At 33.8% G+C, this 18,338-nt stretch carries 13 protein-coding genes and 2 tRNA genes; 1 reads left to right on the forward strand and 14 read right to left on the reverse strand.

Features of this window, described 5'->3' with window-relative positions; all coding sequences use genetic code 11:
* Window positions 1–71 precede the first annotated feature (71 nt).
* From APF76_07135 to APF76_07190, 12 genes are all read right to left on the reverse strand, one after another.
* A tRNA-Glu gene (locus tag APF76_07135) sits at window positions 72–146 on the reverse strand.
* Between the two features lie 9 nt (window positions 147–155).
* Window positions 156–232: transfer RNA gene (locus APF76_07140), tRNA-Pro, on the reverse strand.
* A 95-nt stretch (window positions 233–327) separates the two neighbouring features.
* Window positions 328–711, reverse strand: coding sequence for a hypothetical protein (locus APF76_07145; GenBank protein ID KUO50429.1), 384 nt, complete (start codon window positions 709–711; stop codon window positions 328–330).
* A 75-nt stretch (window positions 712–786) separates the two neighbouring features.
* A complete protein-coding gene (locus APF76_07150; GenBank protein KUO50430.1) occupies window positions 787–2,295 on the reverse strand; it encodes a 4-alpha-glucanotransferase in 1,509 nt (502 codons plus the stop codon).
* Between the two features lie 16 nt (window positions 2,296–2,311).
* On the reverse strand, window positions 2,312–4,273 hold the full coding sequence (locus APF76_07155) for an alpha-glycosidase (GenBank protein ID KUO50431.1): 1,962 nt from the start codon (window positions 4,271–4,273) through the stop codon (window positions 2,312–2,314).
* Window positions 4,274–4,369: 96 nt separating this feature from the next.
* Entirely contained in the window at window positions 4,370–6,781 is a 2,412-nt protein-coding gene (locus APF76_07160) for a maltodextrin phosphorylase (protein KUO50432.1), read from the reverse strand.
* 16 nt (window positions 6,782–6,797) lie between these two features.
* Window positions 6,798–8,222, reverse strand: coding sequence for a glycogen synthase (locus tag APF76_07165; protein ID KUO50433.1), 1,425 nt, complete (start codon window positions 8,220–8,222; stop codon window positions 6,798–6,800).
* Between the two features lie 18 nt (window positions 8,223–8,240).
* Window positions 8,241–9,350: a hypothetical protein gene (locus APF76_07170; protein KUO50434.1), complete on the reverse strand. Its 1,110-nt coding sequence runs from the start codon at window positions 9,348–9,350 to the stop codon at window positions 8,241–8,243.
* Window positions 9,351–9,376: 26 nt separating this feature from the next.
* Window positions 9,377–10,576, reverse strand: coding sequence for a glucose-1-phosphate adenylyltransferase (gene glgC / locus APF76_07175; GenBank protein KUO50435.1), 1,200 nt, complete (start codon window positions 10,574–10,576; stop codon window positions 9,377–9,379).
* A complete protein-coding gene (locus APF76_07180; GenBank protein ID KUO50436.1) occupies window positions 10,552–12,438 on the reverse strand; it encodes a glycogen-branching enzyme in 1,887 nt (628 codons plus the stop codon). The genes glgC and APF76_07180 overlap by 25 nt, the downstream gene beginning before the upstream one ends.
* Window positions 12,439–12,607: 169 nt before the next feature.
* Window positions 12,608–13,747, reverse strand: coding sequence for an N-6 DNA methylase (locus APF76_07185; GenBank protein KUO50437.1), 1,140 nt, complete (start codon window positions 13,745–13,747; stop codon window positions 12,608–12,610).
* Between the two features lie 126 nt (window positions 13,748–13,873).
* Window positions 13,874–14,056: a hypothetical protein gene (locus tag APF76_07190; GenBank protein KUO50438.1), complete on the reverse strand. Its 183-nt coding sequence runs from the start codon at window positions 14,054–14,056 to the stop codon at window positions 13,874–13,876.
* A gap of 246 nt (window positions 14,057–14,302) precedes the next feature.
* Between APF76_07190 and APF76_07195 the strand changes: the two genes are divergently transcribed.
* Window positions 14,303–14,749 (forward strand): hypothetical protein, encoded by a 447-nt coding sequence (locus APF76_07195; GenBank protein KUO50439.1) that lies wholly within the window; start codon window positions 14,303–14,305, stop codon window positions 14,747–14,749.
* Here APF76_07195 and APF76_07200 read toward each other — a convergent pair whose 3' ends face one another.
* Both APF76_07200 and APF76_07205 read right to left on the reverse strand, forming a co-directional pair.
* Window positions 14,750–16,747 carry a hypothetical protein gene (locus APF76_07200; GenBank protein KUO50440.1) on the reverse strand — a complete coding sequence of 666 codons (1,998 nt, stop codon included), beginning with the start codon at window positions 16,745–16,747 and terminating at the stop codon, window positions 14,750–14,752.
* A 251-nt stretch (window positions 16,748–16,998) separates the two neighbouring features.
* Window positions 16,999–18,294: a glutamate-1-semialdehyde aminotransferase gene (locus APF76_07205; protein KUO50441.1), complete on the reverse strand. Its 1,296-nt coding sequence runs from the start codon at window positions 18,292–18,294 to the stop codon at window positions 16,999–17,001.
* Window positions 18,295–18,338: the final 44 nt, after the last annotated feature.

The following is an 18,338-nucleotide window of genomic DNA, read 5'->3' on the forward strand; positions in this document are numbered from 1 at the left end:
TTGAACCGCCGACATCCTGCTTGTAAGGCAGGCGCTCTCCCAACTGAGCTAATCGCCCTCATTAACATAAATGGTGACCCGTAGGGGACTTGAACCCCTGTTACCGCCGTGAAAGGGCGGTGTCTTAACCGCTTGACCAACGGGCCTTATTAAAATGGTCGGGGCGAAAGGATTTGAACCTTCGACCCCATGGTCCCAAACCATGTGCGCTACCAAACTGCGCTACGCCCCGACAACAACGACAAGATTTATTATAACAAGTATATACCCTTAAGTCAATAGATTTAGATAATTATTTTTGATAATATTTTTACAATACTTTAATCTCTAAGCTATATATTCTCTTATATAGTCTTGTAAAAAACCTTCATTTTCTACACCGATAGAAAAGATTATATCATGACCATGTATTTTGTCAATTATTTCGAAAATAATTTTTTTACCCCATTCTTTTTCACGCGGGAATTCTATATGCTCACTAGAAATGTTAGGTTTTAATCGAATATAAGTGGTAGTTGTATCTAGCATTATTAGGAATTCTTCTTGATTATCTGCTTTAAAGATAATGTAATCATTCTCATATTCATAATCCAAAGCTTCAACTCTTTGATAAAGTTTGTCATTTGTTTTAAAAATTTGTAACAGGATCAGCTCTTTGTGTTCAAAGCAATAATCACAAAAATTTATAAGTTTATTGTACAGGTTACTCACCTACTTAAAATAACTCTTCTGATACATTGTACATTATTCTTAATGAAAATTGAAGTAAGATATGGTGAAATTAAGTTATTTATTTTGTGAAATATATTGTTCAGATAAGTTAGCTAATTTATTTATTATAATATCATTAAGTTCACCTTTTCTAAATCTCCATGTCCAGTTATCGCCTACTGTTCCAGGAAAATTCATACGTGCAGTACTGTCTAATGATAAAGCATCCTGCAAAGGAATAATAATATACTTTGCTTTCGACATGAAAGCTAACTCAATTAGTTTCCAACATATATCTACTTCATTAGTGCTTGAATTAATACTGAAGTATTCTTTTAAATATTTCAGTACTAGAGGTTTTGTCAATAAGCTATGCTTATACCAACCAACAGTTGTATCGTTGTCATGTGTACCAGTATAGATTGCCATATTATAGTTTTCTAAAGCTTTAATTATTTCTGCTTCACCACCCTCAAATGCAAAATGCAAAATCTTCATTCCAGGATAATGAAATCGTTTTCTAAGTTTGTGTACCTGGCTTGTTATAAAGCCCAGGTCTTCTGCAATAACGGGTAATTTGTCTAGATGTTTCTCAATTATTGAAAAAAAATCTTCTCCTGGTCCACTTACCCATTTACCATTTACTGCTGTTTTTTCATTAGCTGGAATTTGCCAATATGCCTCAAAGCCTCTGAAATGGTCAATCCGAATTATATTTACACATTTCAGGAGGATTTCAAATCTTTTTTGCCACCAGGCATAGTTATCTTTCTTCATGACATCCCATCTATATAAAGGATTTCCCCAGTATTGACCTGTTTTACTAAAATAATCAGGCGGCACTCCTGCAACATGGAGTGGATTACCATTAATATCCAAGTCAAAGAACTGGGAATTAGACCATACGTCACTACTATCATATGATACGAAAATTGGTAAATCTCCAAATATCTTGATACCTAATGTGTTGGCATAGTTTTTTAATAAGTTCCACTGCGAGAAAAACATATATTGCATAAATATATGATAGTTTATCTCTTCCATTAATAACTTACTATAATAATCTATACCCTTTTGTTCCCTAAAAGCTATTGATTTTTCCCATTTATTCCATACAGCTCCATTAAAATAGTTTTTAACTGCCATAAAAAGAGCATAATCATTTAACCAAAATCTATTCTCTGACAAAAAGATAAAGTAATCTCTTGGTTTTGGTAGTTCTTTAAACTCTTTGAATGCTATTCTAAATAGCTGCTCCTTAAGTTTTGTAACTCTAGAGTAATCAACCTTATCCATGTTTAGATTTGATGGATAATCATCCAATACATTTCTTGGAAGTAGACCTTCATCTGCTAAGAGGTCAATACTTATCAGGAGAGGGTTGCCTGCAAATGCTGAATAGGATTGATATGGTGAATTACCGAAGCCAATAGGGCCTAGCGGTAATACTTGCCATATGTTTAGTCTGCATTTTTTTAGAAACTCTAGAAACAAGTAAGACTCTTTACCTAAATCTCCTATCCCATAGGATGATGGTAAGCTAGTAGGATGTAATAGAATACCGCCTTCTCTTAATTTTGGCATATGTCCTCCTGAAATCTTAGCTTAACAATAGAACCTTGCCTTCTAAGGGCATTATTTTTAATCTAATACTTTCCCTTTGGACTTCTATAGTTTTATTCGAACTGTTGGAAGCTATCAAATCAATAATTGTTTTGTTATGTGGTATAGTACTCAAATCTATGTTTATGGAATGACTAGTATATTTACTTCTATTAAAAATAACAAGGAGAGAATTATTCTTTTTAGCTTGATTGAAGACATCAATTCCTTTATCAATAACCCTCAGATATCCATATAAATCGCCATCCTTTATTAAGGATAACCACTTTCCAGTTTTTAAAGCATCATATTCATGTCTAATTGAAATTATGTTTTTATACCAGTCTAGTAAATCCTTGTTTTCATTACCCCAAGGGTAAGTTTTTCTGGATAATGGGTCACCATAGCCTTCTAGACCTACTTCATCACCATAATATATGCAAGGCATTCCAGGAAAGGTCATCTGAAATAGAGATAACATTTTCATACGTGCTATTGCTAGGTTTCTTTGGTCAGGTGACAGTTCTAGCTTATATCTATTTTCTAAAGATAAGTTCTCTTCAGAAGGCATTTCACCTACTAATGTTAGGGTTCTTGCCACATCATGACTACCTATTAGATTCATAGTTGAGTAGAAATGGTGAAGTGGATAGTTTTCGAAAAGACTCATTAACCTGCTATGGACTTCAGAAGCATTAATACTTCCAAGGACAAAATCAAGGAGAGTTTTTCGAAAAGGGTAGTTTGTAACCGAGTCTAATTCGTTACCGAATAAATACTCGCGTTTTTGCCCATAGCTAAGTTTATTAGAGGCATCCTCCCAAACCTCACCAATTAATACTGCTTCAGAATCTATTCCTTTTACAGCGCTTCTAAGCATCTTTAAAAATTCATCTGGCAGTTCATCAACTACATCTAGACGCCAACCCTTTGCACCTAGTCTTATCCAGTATTTACACACACTATCATGATCGTGGATAATAAAATCCTGATATGAGGGTTCTAATTCATTGACATTAGGTAAGCTTTCAACACCCCACCAACTGTCATATTTATCAGGGTAATCCTCAAAGCGATACCAATTAATATAAGGTGAAGCCTTGGATTGGTATGCTCCTAAGCTAGGATAGTTACCATCTTTATTAAAATATATACTATCACTACCAGTATGACTAAAGACTCCATCAAGTATAATAGATATTCCATATTTTTTTGCTGTAGTGCATAGCTCTCTAAACAACTCATTACTCCCAAACATTGAGTCAACCTTTTTGTAATCAGCAGTATCATACTTATGGTTACTTGAGGATTCAAAAATTGGGTTTAAATAGATGAGATTAATTCCAAGTTCCTTAAGATAGGGCAACTTCCTGATTATTCCAAGAAGATTTCCTCCAAAAAAATCCCAACGAACCACATTCCCCTGTTCAATGTCTCTAATATAGAATGGAGAATTTTCCCAATGAGAGTGGATTAATGAATTAGTTTTAACATTGTTGATACTTTTATCATCATTTCCATTAAAAAAACGATCTACGAATATTTGATACATTACTGCTTCTTTTAACCACTGCGGAGTTGATAAATTATTTTCATGTACTGTAACTTGATAAGAACTAGGAATTTGATACCTTACTTCCCCTATTCCCCCAAGCATCTTATTGTTATTACCGTAATAAAGAGATTTACCATCAATCATTACGTGAAAGTAATACCACATTAAACATGGAAAAGAAGAAGTAATAACTTCTCCTTCATAGATATATTGATTATGATTATCTTCTTTTAATATCATCGGATAATGGTGCTGTTTATCGTTTATAGATACTAGGACTTCTACATGATTTGGAATTTTTTCAGACTGTATTTTCAGCTTTATAGTAATCTTCTTATTACAAGGTACTGCACCGAATGGATGTCTATAATACTCATTATGAGAATTATGAAACAACAAGACCATTTAGTTTCAACTCCCTATTTTGGTAATGTTAGTAGAATAATCTGTCCGAATTGCCGGTATTCTTCTGAATTCAACTTCAGAACTAATGTCATACAGTTAGATTTTCCAAATCTCCTTTGCATATTCTGATATGGTTCTATCACTTGAGAACACTCCTGAGTGAGCTACATTAATCCCTGACATTTTCAACCACCTGCTCTTATTTTCATAGAGTTTACTTGCTTTTTGCTGAGCATTTACATAGGATGAGAAATCCTTTAAAACAAAATACTCATCATTGTGATGCAAAAGAGAATTATAAATATTTACAAAATCCCCAGTAGGGGCAGGTAAAAAATTATTAACAAGCTGATCAATTATAGTCTTTACCCGTTCATCACTATTATAAACCTCCCAGGAATTATAACCCCCATGATGATAAAATGTAAAAACCTCTCTATCAGTAAGACCAAAAGTAATAATATTATCTATTCCAACGCTATCTCTGATTTCAATATTTGCACCATCTAGGGTAGCTAATGTTATAGCACCATTCATCATAAATTTCATATTTCCTGTTCCAGATGCTTCCTTGCTAGCAGTAGAAATCTGTTCACTAAGATCTGTGCCAGGAATAATTATTTCTGCCAAGGATACACTATAGTTTTCAATAAAAACAACCTTAATCTTATCCTTAATATCTTTGTCATTATTTACTTTTTCTGCTATAGAATTTATCAACTTAATTATTTGCTTGGCGTAATGATAGCCTGGAGCTGCCTTTCCACCAAAGATGAATGTTCTTGGAACAAGATCTAAATTTGGGTTCTCTTTTAGAAGATTATATAAATGCATAATATGAAGAGCATTTAATAGCTGTCTTTTATAAGCATGGAGTCTTTTAATTTGCACATCAAAAATTGAAGTACAATCAAGGTTGATAAAATATTTATTTTTAATAGCTTCTGCCAATATATTTTTATTATAGGCTTTAATTTGATGTAATTTTTCTTGAAAGGAAGTATCATTTACAAAATCCAATAGATTTATTAATTCTTGAGGTTTAGTAATCCAAGTTGTTCCAATGCAGTCTGAAATAAGGTCACTTAAAGGAGGGTTCGTCTTCATTAACCACCGTCTATGTGTTATTCCATTGGTTTTATTATTAAATTTATATGGGTAATATTCGTAGAAGTTCTTTAGCTCATTTTTTTTAAGGATATCTGTATGGACTTTAGCGACACCATTTACACTATGACTACCAACTATAGCTAGGTGGGCCATTTTAACATACCCATCTGAAATAATAGCCATTTCCGTTATTTTACCAGGGTTATGAATATATTTATTCTGTAACTCATTAGAAAATCTTTTGTCAACTTCTTGTACTATCAAATAAATTCTCGGTAAAAGAGGTTTAAAGATTTCCAATGGCCATTTTTCTAAAGCTTCTGATAGTGTTGTATGATTTGTATATGAGATAGTCTCTGTAGTAATATGCCAGGCCTCATCCCAACACATGCCCTCTTCATCAATTAATATTCTTATTAGCTCGGGAATTGCCAAAGCAGGATGTGTATCATTAATATGTATCTTTACTAGGTGATGCAAATCAGAAAGTGGAATTCCTTTTTTCTTAAAGTTACAGATAATACTCTGGAGGCCAGCGGAGACAAGAAAGTATTCCTGTTTTAGTCTCAAAATCCGTCCTTCCCAATTGCTGTCATCAGGATACAAAAATTGTGATATGGCTTCTGCTGATTCTTTATATTTTAATGCTTTTAGATAATCTCCATGGCTAAAAGAGGGGAAATCAAAATATTTAACAGCACTTTCGGCACTCCAAAGGCGAAGATTATTAACTATCTGATTTTTATAACCTACAATAGGCATATCATAGGGGACAGCAAGAATTGGTTCGTAATTTTCATGGTAAAATGTTAGCTTTCCGTCAATATAATCTCTTCTAACTGAACCACCAAAGCGTACTTCAAAGGTTTTATCAGCTTTTCTAATTTCCCAAATATTTTCTTCTCTTAACCAATTTTCCGGTAATTCTACTTGATAACCATTAATGATTTTTTGCTCAAAATGACCATACTTATACCTAATGCCACATCCATGGCCAGGAATGTTTAGTGATGCTATAGAATCTAAAAAGCAAGCTGCAAGCCTGCCTAAACCACCATTACCTAAACCAGCATCTACCTCCATGGCTTCTATTGTCTCTAACTCCAAACCTAATTCTTTAAGGCCTTCTTTGCAGACATCTCTAATTCCAAGATTTAATAACGCTGTTGGCATTAGCTTACCTAGTAAGAATTCCATGGAAAAATAATAAACCTGTTTCTTGCAATCTTTCCTATACTTAGTATTGGTAATGAGCCATAGTTCACTTATATACTCCATCACAAGCTTGCCAAATGTTATATATGTATCGATGGGAGTAGCTTCTTCAATGTTCGTACTGCGATGAGTGGTAAGCTTTTTTAAAAAGGCTTCTTTGAATTTTTCTTTGTCGGAAAACATTCTTAATAAATTCCCCCTATGCACTAAGATTTTCGTATAATTTATTGTAATCAAGGGCTGACCTATTCCAACTAAAATCTTCCAGCATTGCCTGCTTTATCATATTTTCAAATACAGGTTTGTTATTAAATATATGCATAGCTTTTTTAATGGTGAATAACAAATCAGAACCTGAGTATTTATCAAAGGTAAATCCATTACCTTTTCCAGAAATTTCATTAAAGGAACGTATAGTATCCTTAAGACCGCCAGTATTTCTTACAATAGGTATGGTACCATAACGAAGGGCAATTAATTGTCCCAAACCACATGGCTCGAAAAGTGAAGGCATCAAAAAGAAGTCTGAGCCAGCATATATTCTATTTGCTAGTTTTGTATCAAAAAGTATATTAGCAGATATTTTGCTAGGATACTTTTTTACCACTAATTTAAAAAGGTTTTCATACTTTTCTTCCCCGGTACCTAGTACTACCAGTTGAACTTCTTCTTCCAATAATTCATCTAAAATTTCCTCTACTAAATCAAGACCTTTTTGCTTGACTAACCTAGATACAATTGCAATTAATGGCATACCTGATTCTTTAAGTGATAAGTGTTTTTGAAGACGGGTTTTATTTACACCTTTAATTCTTAAAGTCATTTCGTTATAATGCTGAAAAATATGACAGTCAGTTTTCGGATTAAACACTTCATAATCAATCCCGTTAACAATACCAAATAGAAATGATTTTCTCTTGAGGAGTAAGCCTTCTAACTTTTCGCCATATTGAGGTGTTTGGATTTCAGAAGCATATGTCTTGCTGACAGTTGTTATTAAATCTGAAAAAGCTATTCCCCCCTTGATAAAATTAACTTGATTATAAAATTCCAACCCGTCAATTGTAAAAAGATCATTCTTGAGACCAAGAAGACTTAGAATGTCTTTTGAAAAAATTCCTTGATATTGTAAGTTATGTATAGTAAAAATGCTTTTAATATTTTTATAAAAAGGATGATATCTATATTGAGTTTTTAATAAAACGCTTATCATAGCTGTGTGCCAATCGTGGCAATGAATAACATCAGGCTGAAAATCCAAGTAGATTAAGCACTCTAAAACAGCTTTACAAAAAAAACCAAATCTTTCACCATCATCACAGTAACCATATAAATCTGATCTATTAAAATAAATTTCATTGTCAATAAAATATATTTTAAGTGCATTAATCTCTATTAATTCAACACCACAAAACTGATTTGTGGTTCCCATAGGAATAGAAAATCTCTTAATTAATGTCGTTGATTGTTTGTAGATTTCAGGTATATTTTTATATTTAGGTAGTATAACTCTTACATCCAACCCTAAGTTCTTCAATTCCTTAGGTAACGAACCAATGACATCTCCTAGCCCTCCAGTTTTTATAAATGGGGCCGCTTCTGCAGCAGCAAATAAAATTCTCATATGAATCCTCCTTAGAAACTAAACAATACTTCCTTTACCTATATATATAGGGTGCTTCTCATCGCCAATAAGTGTTTTATCAGCGGATATACAGACATTTTTATCAAGGATTATATTTTCTATATAAACTCCGTTTCTAATCTCGGTTCTAGGCAATATTATACAGTTTTTGATTGTCGAACCTTCTGCTACCGTTACACCCCTGAATAAAATACTATTCTTAACTATTCCTTCAATAATGCAGCCACTAGCAATAAGAGAGTTTTCTACTGTGGAGGTTTCGTAGTATTTGGTAGGAGGTTCATTTTTCACCTTTGTATAAATTGGTCCTGAATTAAAGAACAACTCCTTCCATATTTCTGGTTTTAACAAATCAAGATTATGTTTGTAATAACAAGCTAGAGAAGATATTTTTCCAAAGTAACCTGGATAGTGATAAGCATAAACATTTAGGGTTTTTAAGTTATTAATAATTCCATGTTTTGTTAAGTCATACTTACCCTTTGATATACAAGTATCGGTTATATCAATTAGCAACTCTTTTTTCATAATATACATTTCCATTGATAATTTTTTACTAGTTTTTCTAGCGGGATTTACTTTTAAATCAATTACTCGATTATTAGAATCAGTTTCTAAGATAGTTTTGTGGACAGATATTGGTTGAGGGTAGTCAGAATATAGCATTGTAATGTCTGCATGATTATTAATATGAAATTTAAATGCCTTATCAAAAGTAGTATTACAAACTGCATTACTGCCTGCTATAAGAACGTATTTTTCAGTACTTCCATGAAAATAATCTAAATGTTTATAGAAGTACTCTAAGTCTCCACTAGGGTTACCAGCATGATTTCTGTAATCTGTCGGCAGAATAAACAAACCATTTCTTTTTCTATGCAAATCCCAATCCTTTCCTGATCTTAAATGATCCATTAAAGATCGTGATTTATGACCAATGAATATTCCAACATTCTGTATACCAGAGTTAACCATGTTAGATAATATAAAATCGATTAGGCGATAACGCCCCCCATATGGTACTGCTGCAACAACTCTATCATTTGTTATATCATGCAGGGATTCCAAATTATCTGGAATTGTAATTATGCCCATAACATCTTTCATACGTGCTCACCTCACATAAAAAACTATTACTCAACCTTTTTTATACAATCTTGGCTAGATATATATGCTTTTTCTCCCACAACTGTTATACCAGAACTATCATATTCTATAGGGTAATTCCCACTAGTTGTACCACTCATCCACTTGATAGAGGTATTATCATAAATCAAGGTATCTTCACCGATAATAGCCCTTTCAATTAATACATTTTTGCCTATTCTCACATTAGGCATTATTATTGAGTCTTTTACCAAGGAGTTTTCTCCTATAACCACTCCTGTGGAAATTACTGAATGATTGACTTCCCCATAAATTAAACATCCTTCATTGATAAGAGATTGGTTAATGCTAGCCTTTGGCCCAACGTAATGTGGAGGTAAAGCAAAGTTGGCCGAGTATATTTTCCAGTGCCTAGTATATAAATCAAGAAGAGGTTGTTTAGATAATAAATCCATATTAGCTTCCCATAAACTATCTATTGTCCCTACGTCCTTCCAATAATCTACAAAGGGATAGGCAAACATTTTGTGACAACCTTTTAGCATCTTTGGAATAATATTCTTTCCAAAATCATGACTTGAGATTTTGTCCTTATCATCACTTTCTAAAAAGCTTTTTAACAAATCCCAATTGAAGATATAAATTCCCATCGAAGCCAAATCATTCTTGGGAGCTTTTGGTTTTTCTTCAAATTCAACTATTTTACCAGATTCATCAGTATTCATAATTCCAAATCGAGGGGCATCTTCTAAAGGTACTTTAAGTACAGCAATAGTTGCCTCAGCATTTTTTATCTTGTGAAATTCTAGCATTAATGAATAGTCCATTTTATAAATATGGTCACCAGATAATATAAGTACATAGTCAGGGTCGAACATATCAATAAAATCAATATTTTGATAAATGGCATTTGCAGTACCTTTGTACCATTCCCTGCCTTCATCTTTAACATAAGGTGGTAAAAGACGTACACCATCATTTCTTCTATCTAAATCCCATGGTGAACCGATACCAATGTAAGTATTTAGAATTAATGGTTGGTATTGAGTTAGAACTCCTACACTAGTAACCCCTGAGTTAGAGCAATTACTTAAAGTAAAATCAATAATTCTATATTTTCCTCCAAATGAAAGGGCAGGTTTAGCAATCTTTTTAGTTAGAGTTCCTAGACGGCTACCTTGGCCACCAGCTAAAATCATGGCTACACATTCTCTTTGTTGTTGCATTTATCACTCCCCCTTGATTGTGTTTTACGGATAAATAATGTGGATAATGGTGCCAGTATGATTTCTATGGAATATTCTCTATTATGCCAAGGTATATTGTTAGATTTATAACACATTTCTGTAACACCTGTACCCCCATATTCAAGATAATTACTACTAAAAACTACCTCATAATTGCCTTGTTCAAATATACCAATCCTATAGTTATGTCTCTGAATCGGTGTAAAATTACATACAATAATTAAATAATCATCGCGGTTTTTGGCGTAACGCAAAAATGTAATTACACTTTGCTGATAATCATTTGCGTCAATCCATTCAAATCCGCGAATTTCATGGTCCAATTCCCATAGAGAACGATTTTGAAGGTAGAAATTGTTTAACTCTTTCACATATAAATGCAATTTATTATGCATTTCAAAATTTAGTAAGTGCCAATCTAATTCGTTATTTTCATTCCACTCATTGAATTGACCAAGTTCAATTCCCATAAATAAAAGCTTTTTGCCAGGGTGTGCCATCATGTAACCAAGAAGGATCCTTAGCCCTGCAAATTTATGCCAGTAATCCCCGGGCATTTTATTTAGAAGTGATTGTTTACCATGTACTACTTCATCATGTGATAAAGGAAGTAAAAAGTTTTCTGAAAAAGCATACATAAATGAAAAAGTAAGCAGATTATGTTCCCATTTTCTGTGTATGGGATCAGTTTCAATATACCTAAGTACATCATTCATCCAACCCATATTCCATTTATAGTTATAACCTAAGCCACCTACATAGGTCGGTTTTGTGATTAGAGGCATGGCTGTTGATTCCTCTGCAATCATTAATGCATATGGAAATTTTTCAAATACACATTCATTTAGCCTTTTCATAAAGTCAATTGCTTCTAGATTTTCATGACCACCATAGATATTTGGAGTCCACTCTCCTGGATTTTTTCCATAATCTAGATAGAGCATGTTAGCAACTGCATCTACTCTTAGACCATCAATATGGTATGCATCGAACCAAAAAATAGCGTTTGATATCAGAAAGCTTCTCACTTCTGCTTTTGCAAAGTCAAAATTTAATGTTCCCCATCCATAATTTTCACTTCTGTCATAGTATTCAGATTCAAAAAGATTAGAACCATCAAATTTACTTAAGCCATGATAATCCTTACAAAAGTGGCCAGGTACCCAATCAAGGATGACTCCTATACCCTTTTGATGACACATGTCTATGAAATACATGAAATCATGGGGAGTTCCATAGCGACTAGTAATAGAATAAAAACCAGTAATTTGATATCCCCAGGAAGCATCATATGGGTGTTCCATAATAGGAAGCAGCTCTATATGTGTATAGCCCATATTCGACACATAATTAATCAATACATTGGCAAAATCTCTATAGTTTAAGAAATCACCATTTTCTTTTCTTTTCCATGAACCTAAATGTACTTCATATATTAAAATAGGCTTATTATAACCCGGACTATTATAATTCTTCCATTGCTGATCATTCCATTTGTACCCATCTAAAGAATAGACTTTTGAAGCAGTATTAGGTCTGTATTCAGAATAAAAAGCGTAGGGATCTGATTTAAGCAGTATTTCACCCATATAAGTATGAATTTCATACTTATATAGAGCTCCATGAGTAATGCCTGGAATAAATATCGTCCAAACTCCGCTTCCATATTCTGTCTCCATAACATGATTGTTTCCATACCAACCATTAAAGTCGCCTACTACCCTAACTTCACGAGCATTAGGTGCCCAGACAGTAAATTTAACGCCTGGGATACCATTTTGAAAATACAAATGAGCACCAAAACTACAATAAGAGTGATAATTATTGCTTAAAGTAAACATTATTTATTGCTCCTTGATTAATAAATGTTAGTATATGGAAATTATTAGCCATAATGTCCCCCTAATCCTTCAGGATATTTTCGATTAAACTAGGCTTAAATGTAATATAATGCAAAAAAACAGAGTTTCGAGTATAACTCGAACTCTGTTTCTATTGCAGTTGGTTAAATTATGATTGTTTTCTAGGTGGTCTTGGTCCAAAGTATTGATAATAATCAACTTTAATTTTTCCATTATAAAGCTTTCTTTTTTTACTGGCCTTCTTTCCGAATAATGTTTCAAACTTTTCATGAGAGGTTAGTATGTAATAAGACCAAGTGTCTAGCCTACTGAATACTTTCCCCATTTCCTTGTATAGCTTTTCAACTTCTGGTAGGTTCCCGAGACGCTCTCCATAAGGAGGATTAGAAATGATTTTTCCATATTTTTTTTGGCTACTGAAATCAGATAGAGGTAGCTGTTGAAAGTGTATATCCTGTTCAAGATTAAATTTAGCGGCATTAATTCTTGCAAGCTTTATGGATGGACCATCAATATCTGTACCTATGATGTCTAGTTTCAGTTTTCTTACATTATCCCGTGCTTCCTCCCTAACTTTTTTCCAAACACTTTTTGGTATGTTGGGCCACCTATCCGATACAAATTCACGGTTAATTCCTGGTGCTATGTTTTGCCCAATTAATGCAGCCTCTATGGGAATTGTACCTGAACCACACAAGGGATCTATTAAGGTTGTATCTGGATACCATTTTGAAAGTAAGACTAGAGCTGCTGCAAGTGTCTCTCGTAGTGGTGCTGTACTAGTCAGCTCTCTGTAACCTCTTTTATGTAATCCTGGCCCACTAGTATCTATGGTCAATGTTGCTATATCTTTTAATAAAGCTACTTCAATTTTATATAGAGGCCCCTTTTCTTCAAACCACTGAGTTTTATACTTTTTCTTCATGCTCTCTACAACTGCCTTTTTAACTATAGCTTGACAATCAGAGATACTAAATAGTGTTGATTTAATTGACTTGCCATCCACGGGAAACTCTGCATTAGCAGGAATAATCTCTGGCCATGGAAGTGCTTTTGTCTTTTCAAATAGCTCGTCAAAGGTGGTTGCTTTAAATTCTCCTACTTTCAAACGTATCCTATCGGCTGTTCTTAGCATTATGTTTGTTCTACAAAGGCTCTCTTCATCGCCAGTAAAGCTTACTTTTGCATTTTCAACGGTTATATCTTCATATCCAAGGCTTTTAAGCTCTTGTGCTACTACTGCTTCTAATCCAAAAGTTGCAGTAGCAATTAAATTAAGCTTGGACAAAAACCCCACTCCTTTCTTGATCTTGATAACATTTATGCATGAATAAATAAACAAAGAAGGTAGGCCGCAACCTACCCTGCAACATGACAACCTATTTCTTAACACTGTAAAATTATAGCATACTTATCAATTAATCTCTATAAGATCGTGTACATGTATATCTTTTCTCTTACTGGTGGTGTCACCCAAAGTAACTTTTGCTGTTTGTGTATTTGGATCTAAACTATCAATCCAAACTGGTTCGCCTTGATATAACACCTCAAATGTTGCAGGAGAATTTAGTATTTCTTCTGCTCTAGAATACAGCATATTTACCACTCCTTGAAATTAATTTTTTTATTATTGTTGCTTTTAACAAGGAACCTTATACCCATGAATTAAATGGTCTAGAAACCGCCAGTAACACTAATGAAATTGTTCAATAGTATTTAGTGTGTGCAGATGTTGAAGTTTAGCGGTGTTAGTCATCGAAAAAATTGTTGAAGGAAGAGGAAATTGCTAATAATAAAAGAATAAAGGTTTAACATAAAATAAGGTTATGTGGAGGAATAATCCATGAATTATTGGCTATTAAAAACTGAACCAGAAGAATATAGTTGGGATGATCTGATTAAAGATAAGAAGGGTATATGGGACGGTGTTAAGGGAAACCAAGCCCTTAATAATATTTCTAGGATACAAATAGGTGACAGAGTATTTATTTACCATACTGGCAAAGAGCGCAGTATTATTGGTACTGCTGAAATAACATCAGATCCTTATCCAGACCCTACAGAAAAAGATAATAAATATCTTGTATTCCAATTAGTACCTACTGCAAAATTAGAAAGACCCGTAAGCTTGCAAAAAATAAAAGAGTTAGCAAATGATGATTCAGATGAAGAAAAAGATATTTTAAAAAACTGGGAACTTGTTCGTCAACCCCGGCTATCAATTGTCCCTGTTACCTATGAACAATGGAAAAAAGTCATAGATGTATCTTCAAATGGTAGCATCCGTTAACTAAGCCCAATAGATTTCAACTTTATCGCCATCGTTTATATAGGATGTATATGCTGCATCTTCATTATTAACTTTTAATACAAGCTTTTTCTTATCTAGAGGTGGTGTTGTTGGAAAATTAATTTTTTTAAAAATGTCTAGCAACATCAATGGATTATTATTGTCTTCTAAAAGTATATTTTCATCATTAAGAGTAATGTTAACAGTATGATTAGGTACTATATCAGTACTATGATTCTGATTATCAACTTTAGACTTATAAATAAATTCTATTTCATCATTATTATGTACCTCAGTTTCCAAAGAGGAAATTAATAAATTAATTGATACTTCTTTAATAGTGTCAGTATCTATTTCTAAATATTCACAAACATCCTTTACGGTATTAATGGGATTTACAGTTATTATTGCTTTATCTTTTAATGGGGTATTATGCTTAACCCTGTTTCTATTCTGATAAATCATGGGTTTTAGGTATCGCTTTTGACCATTTATAAACAAGGACTTATCTAGAACTTTTGGAAGAATATCTTTTATATGCCCCTTTGCATCTTCTCCTGGCTGGGCAGGTATAAAAGTGATTTTATCTCCATATTTTACGAAATCATCGAGATTTGCTGGTTCACCATTTATCTTAATCTGCGGATCAGTTCCTTTAAGGCCTTTTAATATTTTAATCTTGTTATTTAATTCGACCGTGATTCCCATACCTGGTTTGGCCACTAACTCAGAGTTTTTAAACCCACTAGCAATTAGAGCATCTAGAACTATTAGCTTTTCTCTGCCAAATATTCTAACCATTTCACCATTAACTATTATAAATTCAAAGCTATTTCTTATACCTAGTGTCTGGGTAAAGGCAATTCCTATTGGCGTGATAGCCATTGGACCAGATAACTTGTTAGCTGCACCAGTAATATTATTAATGACTTCTCTCCCTCTTATGGCAACTCTATCCTTAGTGAGACCTGCATGAATTGCAATTTTTTCAGCTAATAAAGGGGTAAGGCTTCCACCACCAATAAGCAGAATTGCTTGTGGGCCTTTACCATTTAGGGTAATTATTTCTTGGGATATTTTTTTTGCTAGGTTTTCAATCTCTAGTGATATTTTATCGATTATAACCTTTGCATCGGTATGGATAGTCATACCAAGAATATCTTCATATGAAATACTTGTACTTGAATTTAATTTTCGCTTAATAACTTCTGCAGTATTGAAATCTACTAATAGTTTATCAGAAATTGCCTCGGTAATCATATCCCCAGCAGAGGGAACCATGGCATAAGAGCATATGGCACCATCATAAGATATAGCAATGTCAGAGGTACCAGCACCTATATCTACCAAGGCAAGGTTTAATTTTCTCATCCCTTCAGTTATTACTAGACTACTTGCTGCGATAGGTTCCAATGTCATATTTTTGATAACTAAGCCCGCACCAGTAATTACTGAGTTTAAAGAATCAACAACTATTCGTGGCAAAAATGTTGCAATAACCTCAACCCCGATTAAACTTCCTCGTTGTCCAATTAAATTTATCATTTTCTGAGAATCTAAATAATATCCAATAACGGAATGACCAACACAATAATAATTATTATCCTCTTGAGGATGGTACTTTTTCTTAATTAATTTTTGGGCCTCTTGAATTCCTGTCATTACTAAAGAGTAAACGGTATTATCATCTACAAGATCTCCTTGTGTTAGTTTTTTGTTTACAGAAGCTTTTTGTGTATAGAGAGCTCTTCCGGCTGCAGCGACAGAAACCTCTGTAAGCTTTCCTTTTATCCTTTTTTCTAGCTTATTCTTTACTTTTTTGATAACCTTTGTTACAGCAGGAATGTCATGGATTTGCCCGTCAAGCATGGAACGAGTATTGTGCTCTTCAATTTCTGATGCTAAAATATGAAATCTATCATTTCTGGATTCAAGAACAACACCTATTACAGTACGAGTTCCTACATCCAATGCAAAATACAAGGTTTTATCAGTCACTTCTTTCACCTCTTTTATCCAAAATATTCTATATGGGTTAAACCCCGTTTCTTCACTAATTTTCGACAATAGATATATTTTTCCTTTAATTCCTACCAAATTTATGCTTTAAAAATACTAAAGGACCCAGGGAATAATCCCGGGTCCTTTAGCTCAAGGAGGTCTATGAAGAAGTGAGTGTGCCTTTCTATTATTTCCATTGATAGTATAATTATAACAAACCTATGTAAATTATTATGTTTTTAGTTGTTCTATGAATTTGCTACAGCTTTAAAAGCCTTAAATGCTGCTTCAATGGTTTTTTCAATATTCTTATCTTCATGAACATACGACATGAACCCTGCTTCAAACTGAGAAGGGGCTACATATACTCCCTCCTCAAGAAGGGTTCTAAAGTATGCCACAAACTTGTCAATATTGGATGTTGCTGCACTTTGAAAATCAGTAACTTTTTCTCCTGTAAAAAATGCTGAAAACATGCTTCCTACCCGTGTGAAGTATACCTCAGCACCTGCTGATTGGGCAGCACCCTTCATTCCTGCAGCAAGCTTAGCGCTCTTTTCCTCTAATTTATCATATACATTTTTATTTTGAAGTATTTTTAAAGTGGTATATCCCGCTGTCATAGCTAACGGGTTTCCAGATAGAGTTCCTGCCTGGTAAACTGGTCCTACAGGAGATACATATTCCATAATTTCCTTCTTTCCACCATATGCACCCACAGGTAAACCTCCGCCAATAATCTTTCCTAAGCAAGTAAGATCTGGAGTTATCTTGTAAATGGATTGTGCACCCCCTAGAGCTACCCTAAAGCCTGTCATTACCTCGTCAAATATTAACAAAGCACCATATTGTTCAGTAATCTTTCGAACGCCTTGTAAATATCCATCTACAGGGGGAATGCATCCCATATTTCCGGGAATTGGCTCTAGAATGACGGCAGCAATATTTTCACCTTCTTGAGAAAATATCTTTTCCAAAGTTTCTAAATCATTAAAAGGGGCCGTAATGGTGTTTTGAGCAGTATTACTTGGAACACCTGGACTGGTTGGTACCCCATGTGTTAGAGCTCCGGAGCCAGCTTTTATTAATAGAAAATCAGCATGGCCATGATAACAGCCTTCAAATTTAACTATCTTATCTCTGCCTGTATAGCCTCTAGCCAATCTTAGAGCACTCATTGTTGCTTCAGTACCTGAATTAACCATTCTTACCATTTCAATTGATGGCACACATTCAGTAACTAGCTTAGCCATTTTTGTCTCAAGCTCTGTAGGAGCTCCAAAGCTTGTGCCTGTTTCCAAACAGTCTTTTAGTGCACTACTTACTTCAGGATGACAATGCCCTAAAATTAAAGGTCCCCAGGAAGCTACATAGTCGATATAACTATTGCCGTCTTCATCAAATATGTAAGGACCATTTCCTCTGGCAATAAAAGGAGGATCCATTCTTACAGATTTAAAAGCACGGACTGGACTATTAACGCCTCCTGGGATATACTTTTGTGCTTCAGCAAACATTTCCTTTGAACGGGACAAATTAAGCATTTTATAACCCCTTTATAATTTAATCTTTTAATTATATAACAATC

It is taken from the genome of Desulfitibacter sp. BRH_c19 (assembly GCA_001515945.1).
In the GTDB taxonomy this organism is placed as follows: domain Bacteria; phylum Bacillota; class DSM-16504; order Desulfitibacterales; family Desulfitibacteraceae; genus Desulfitibacter.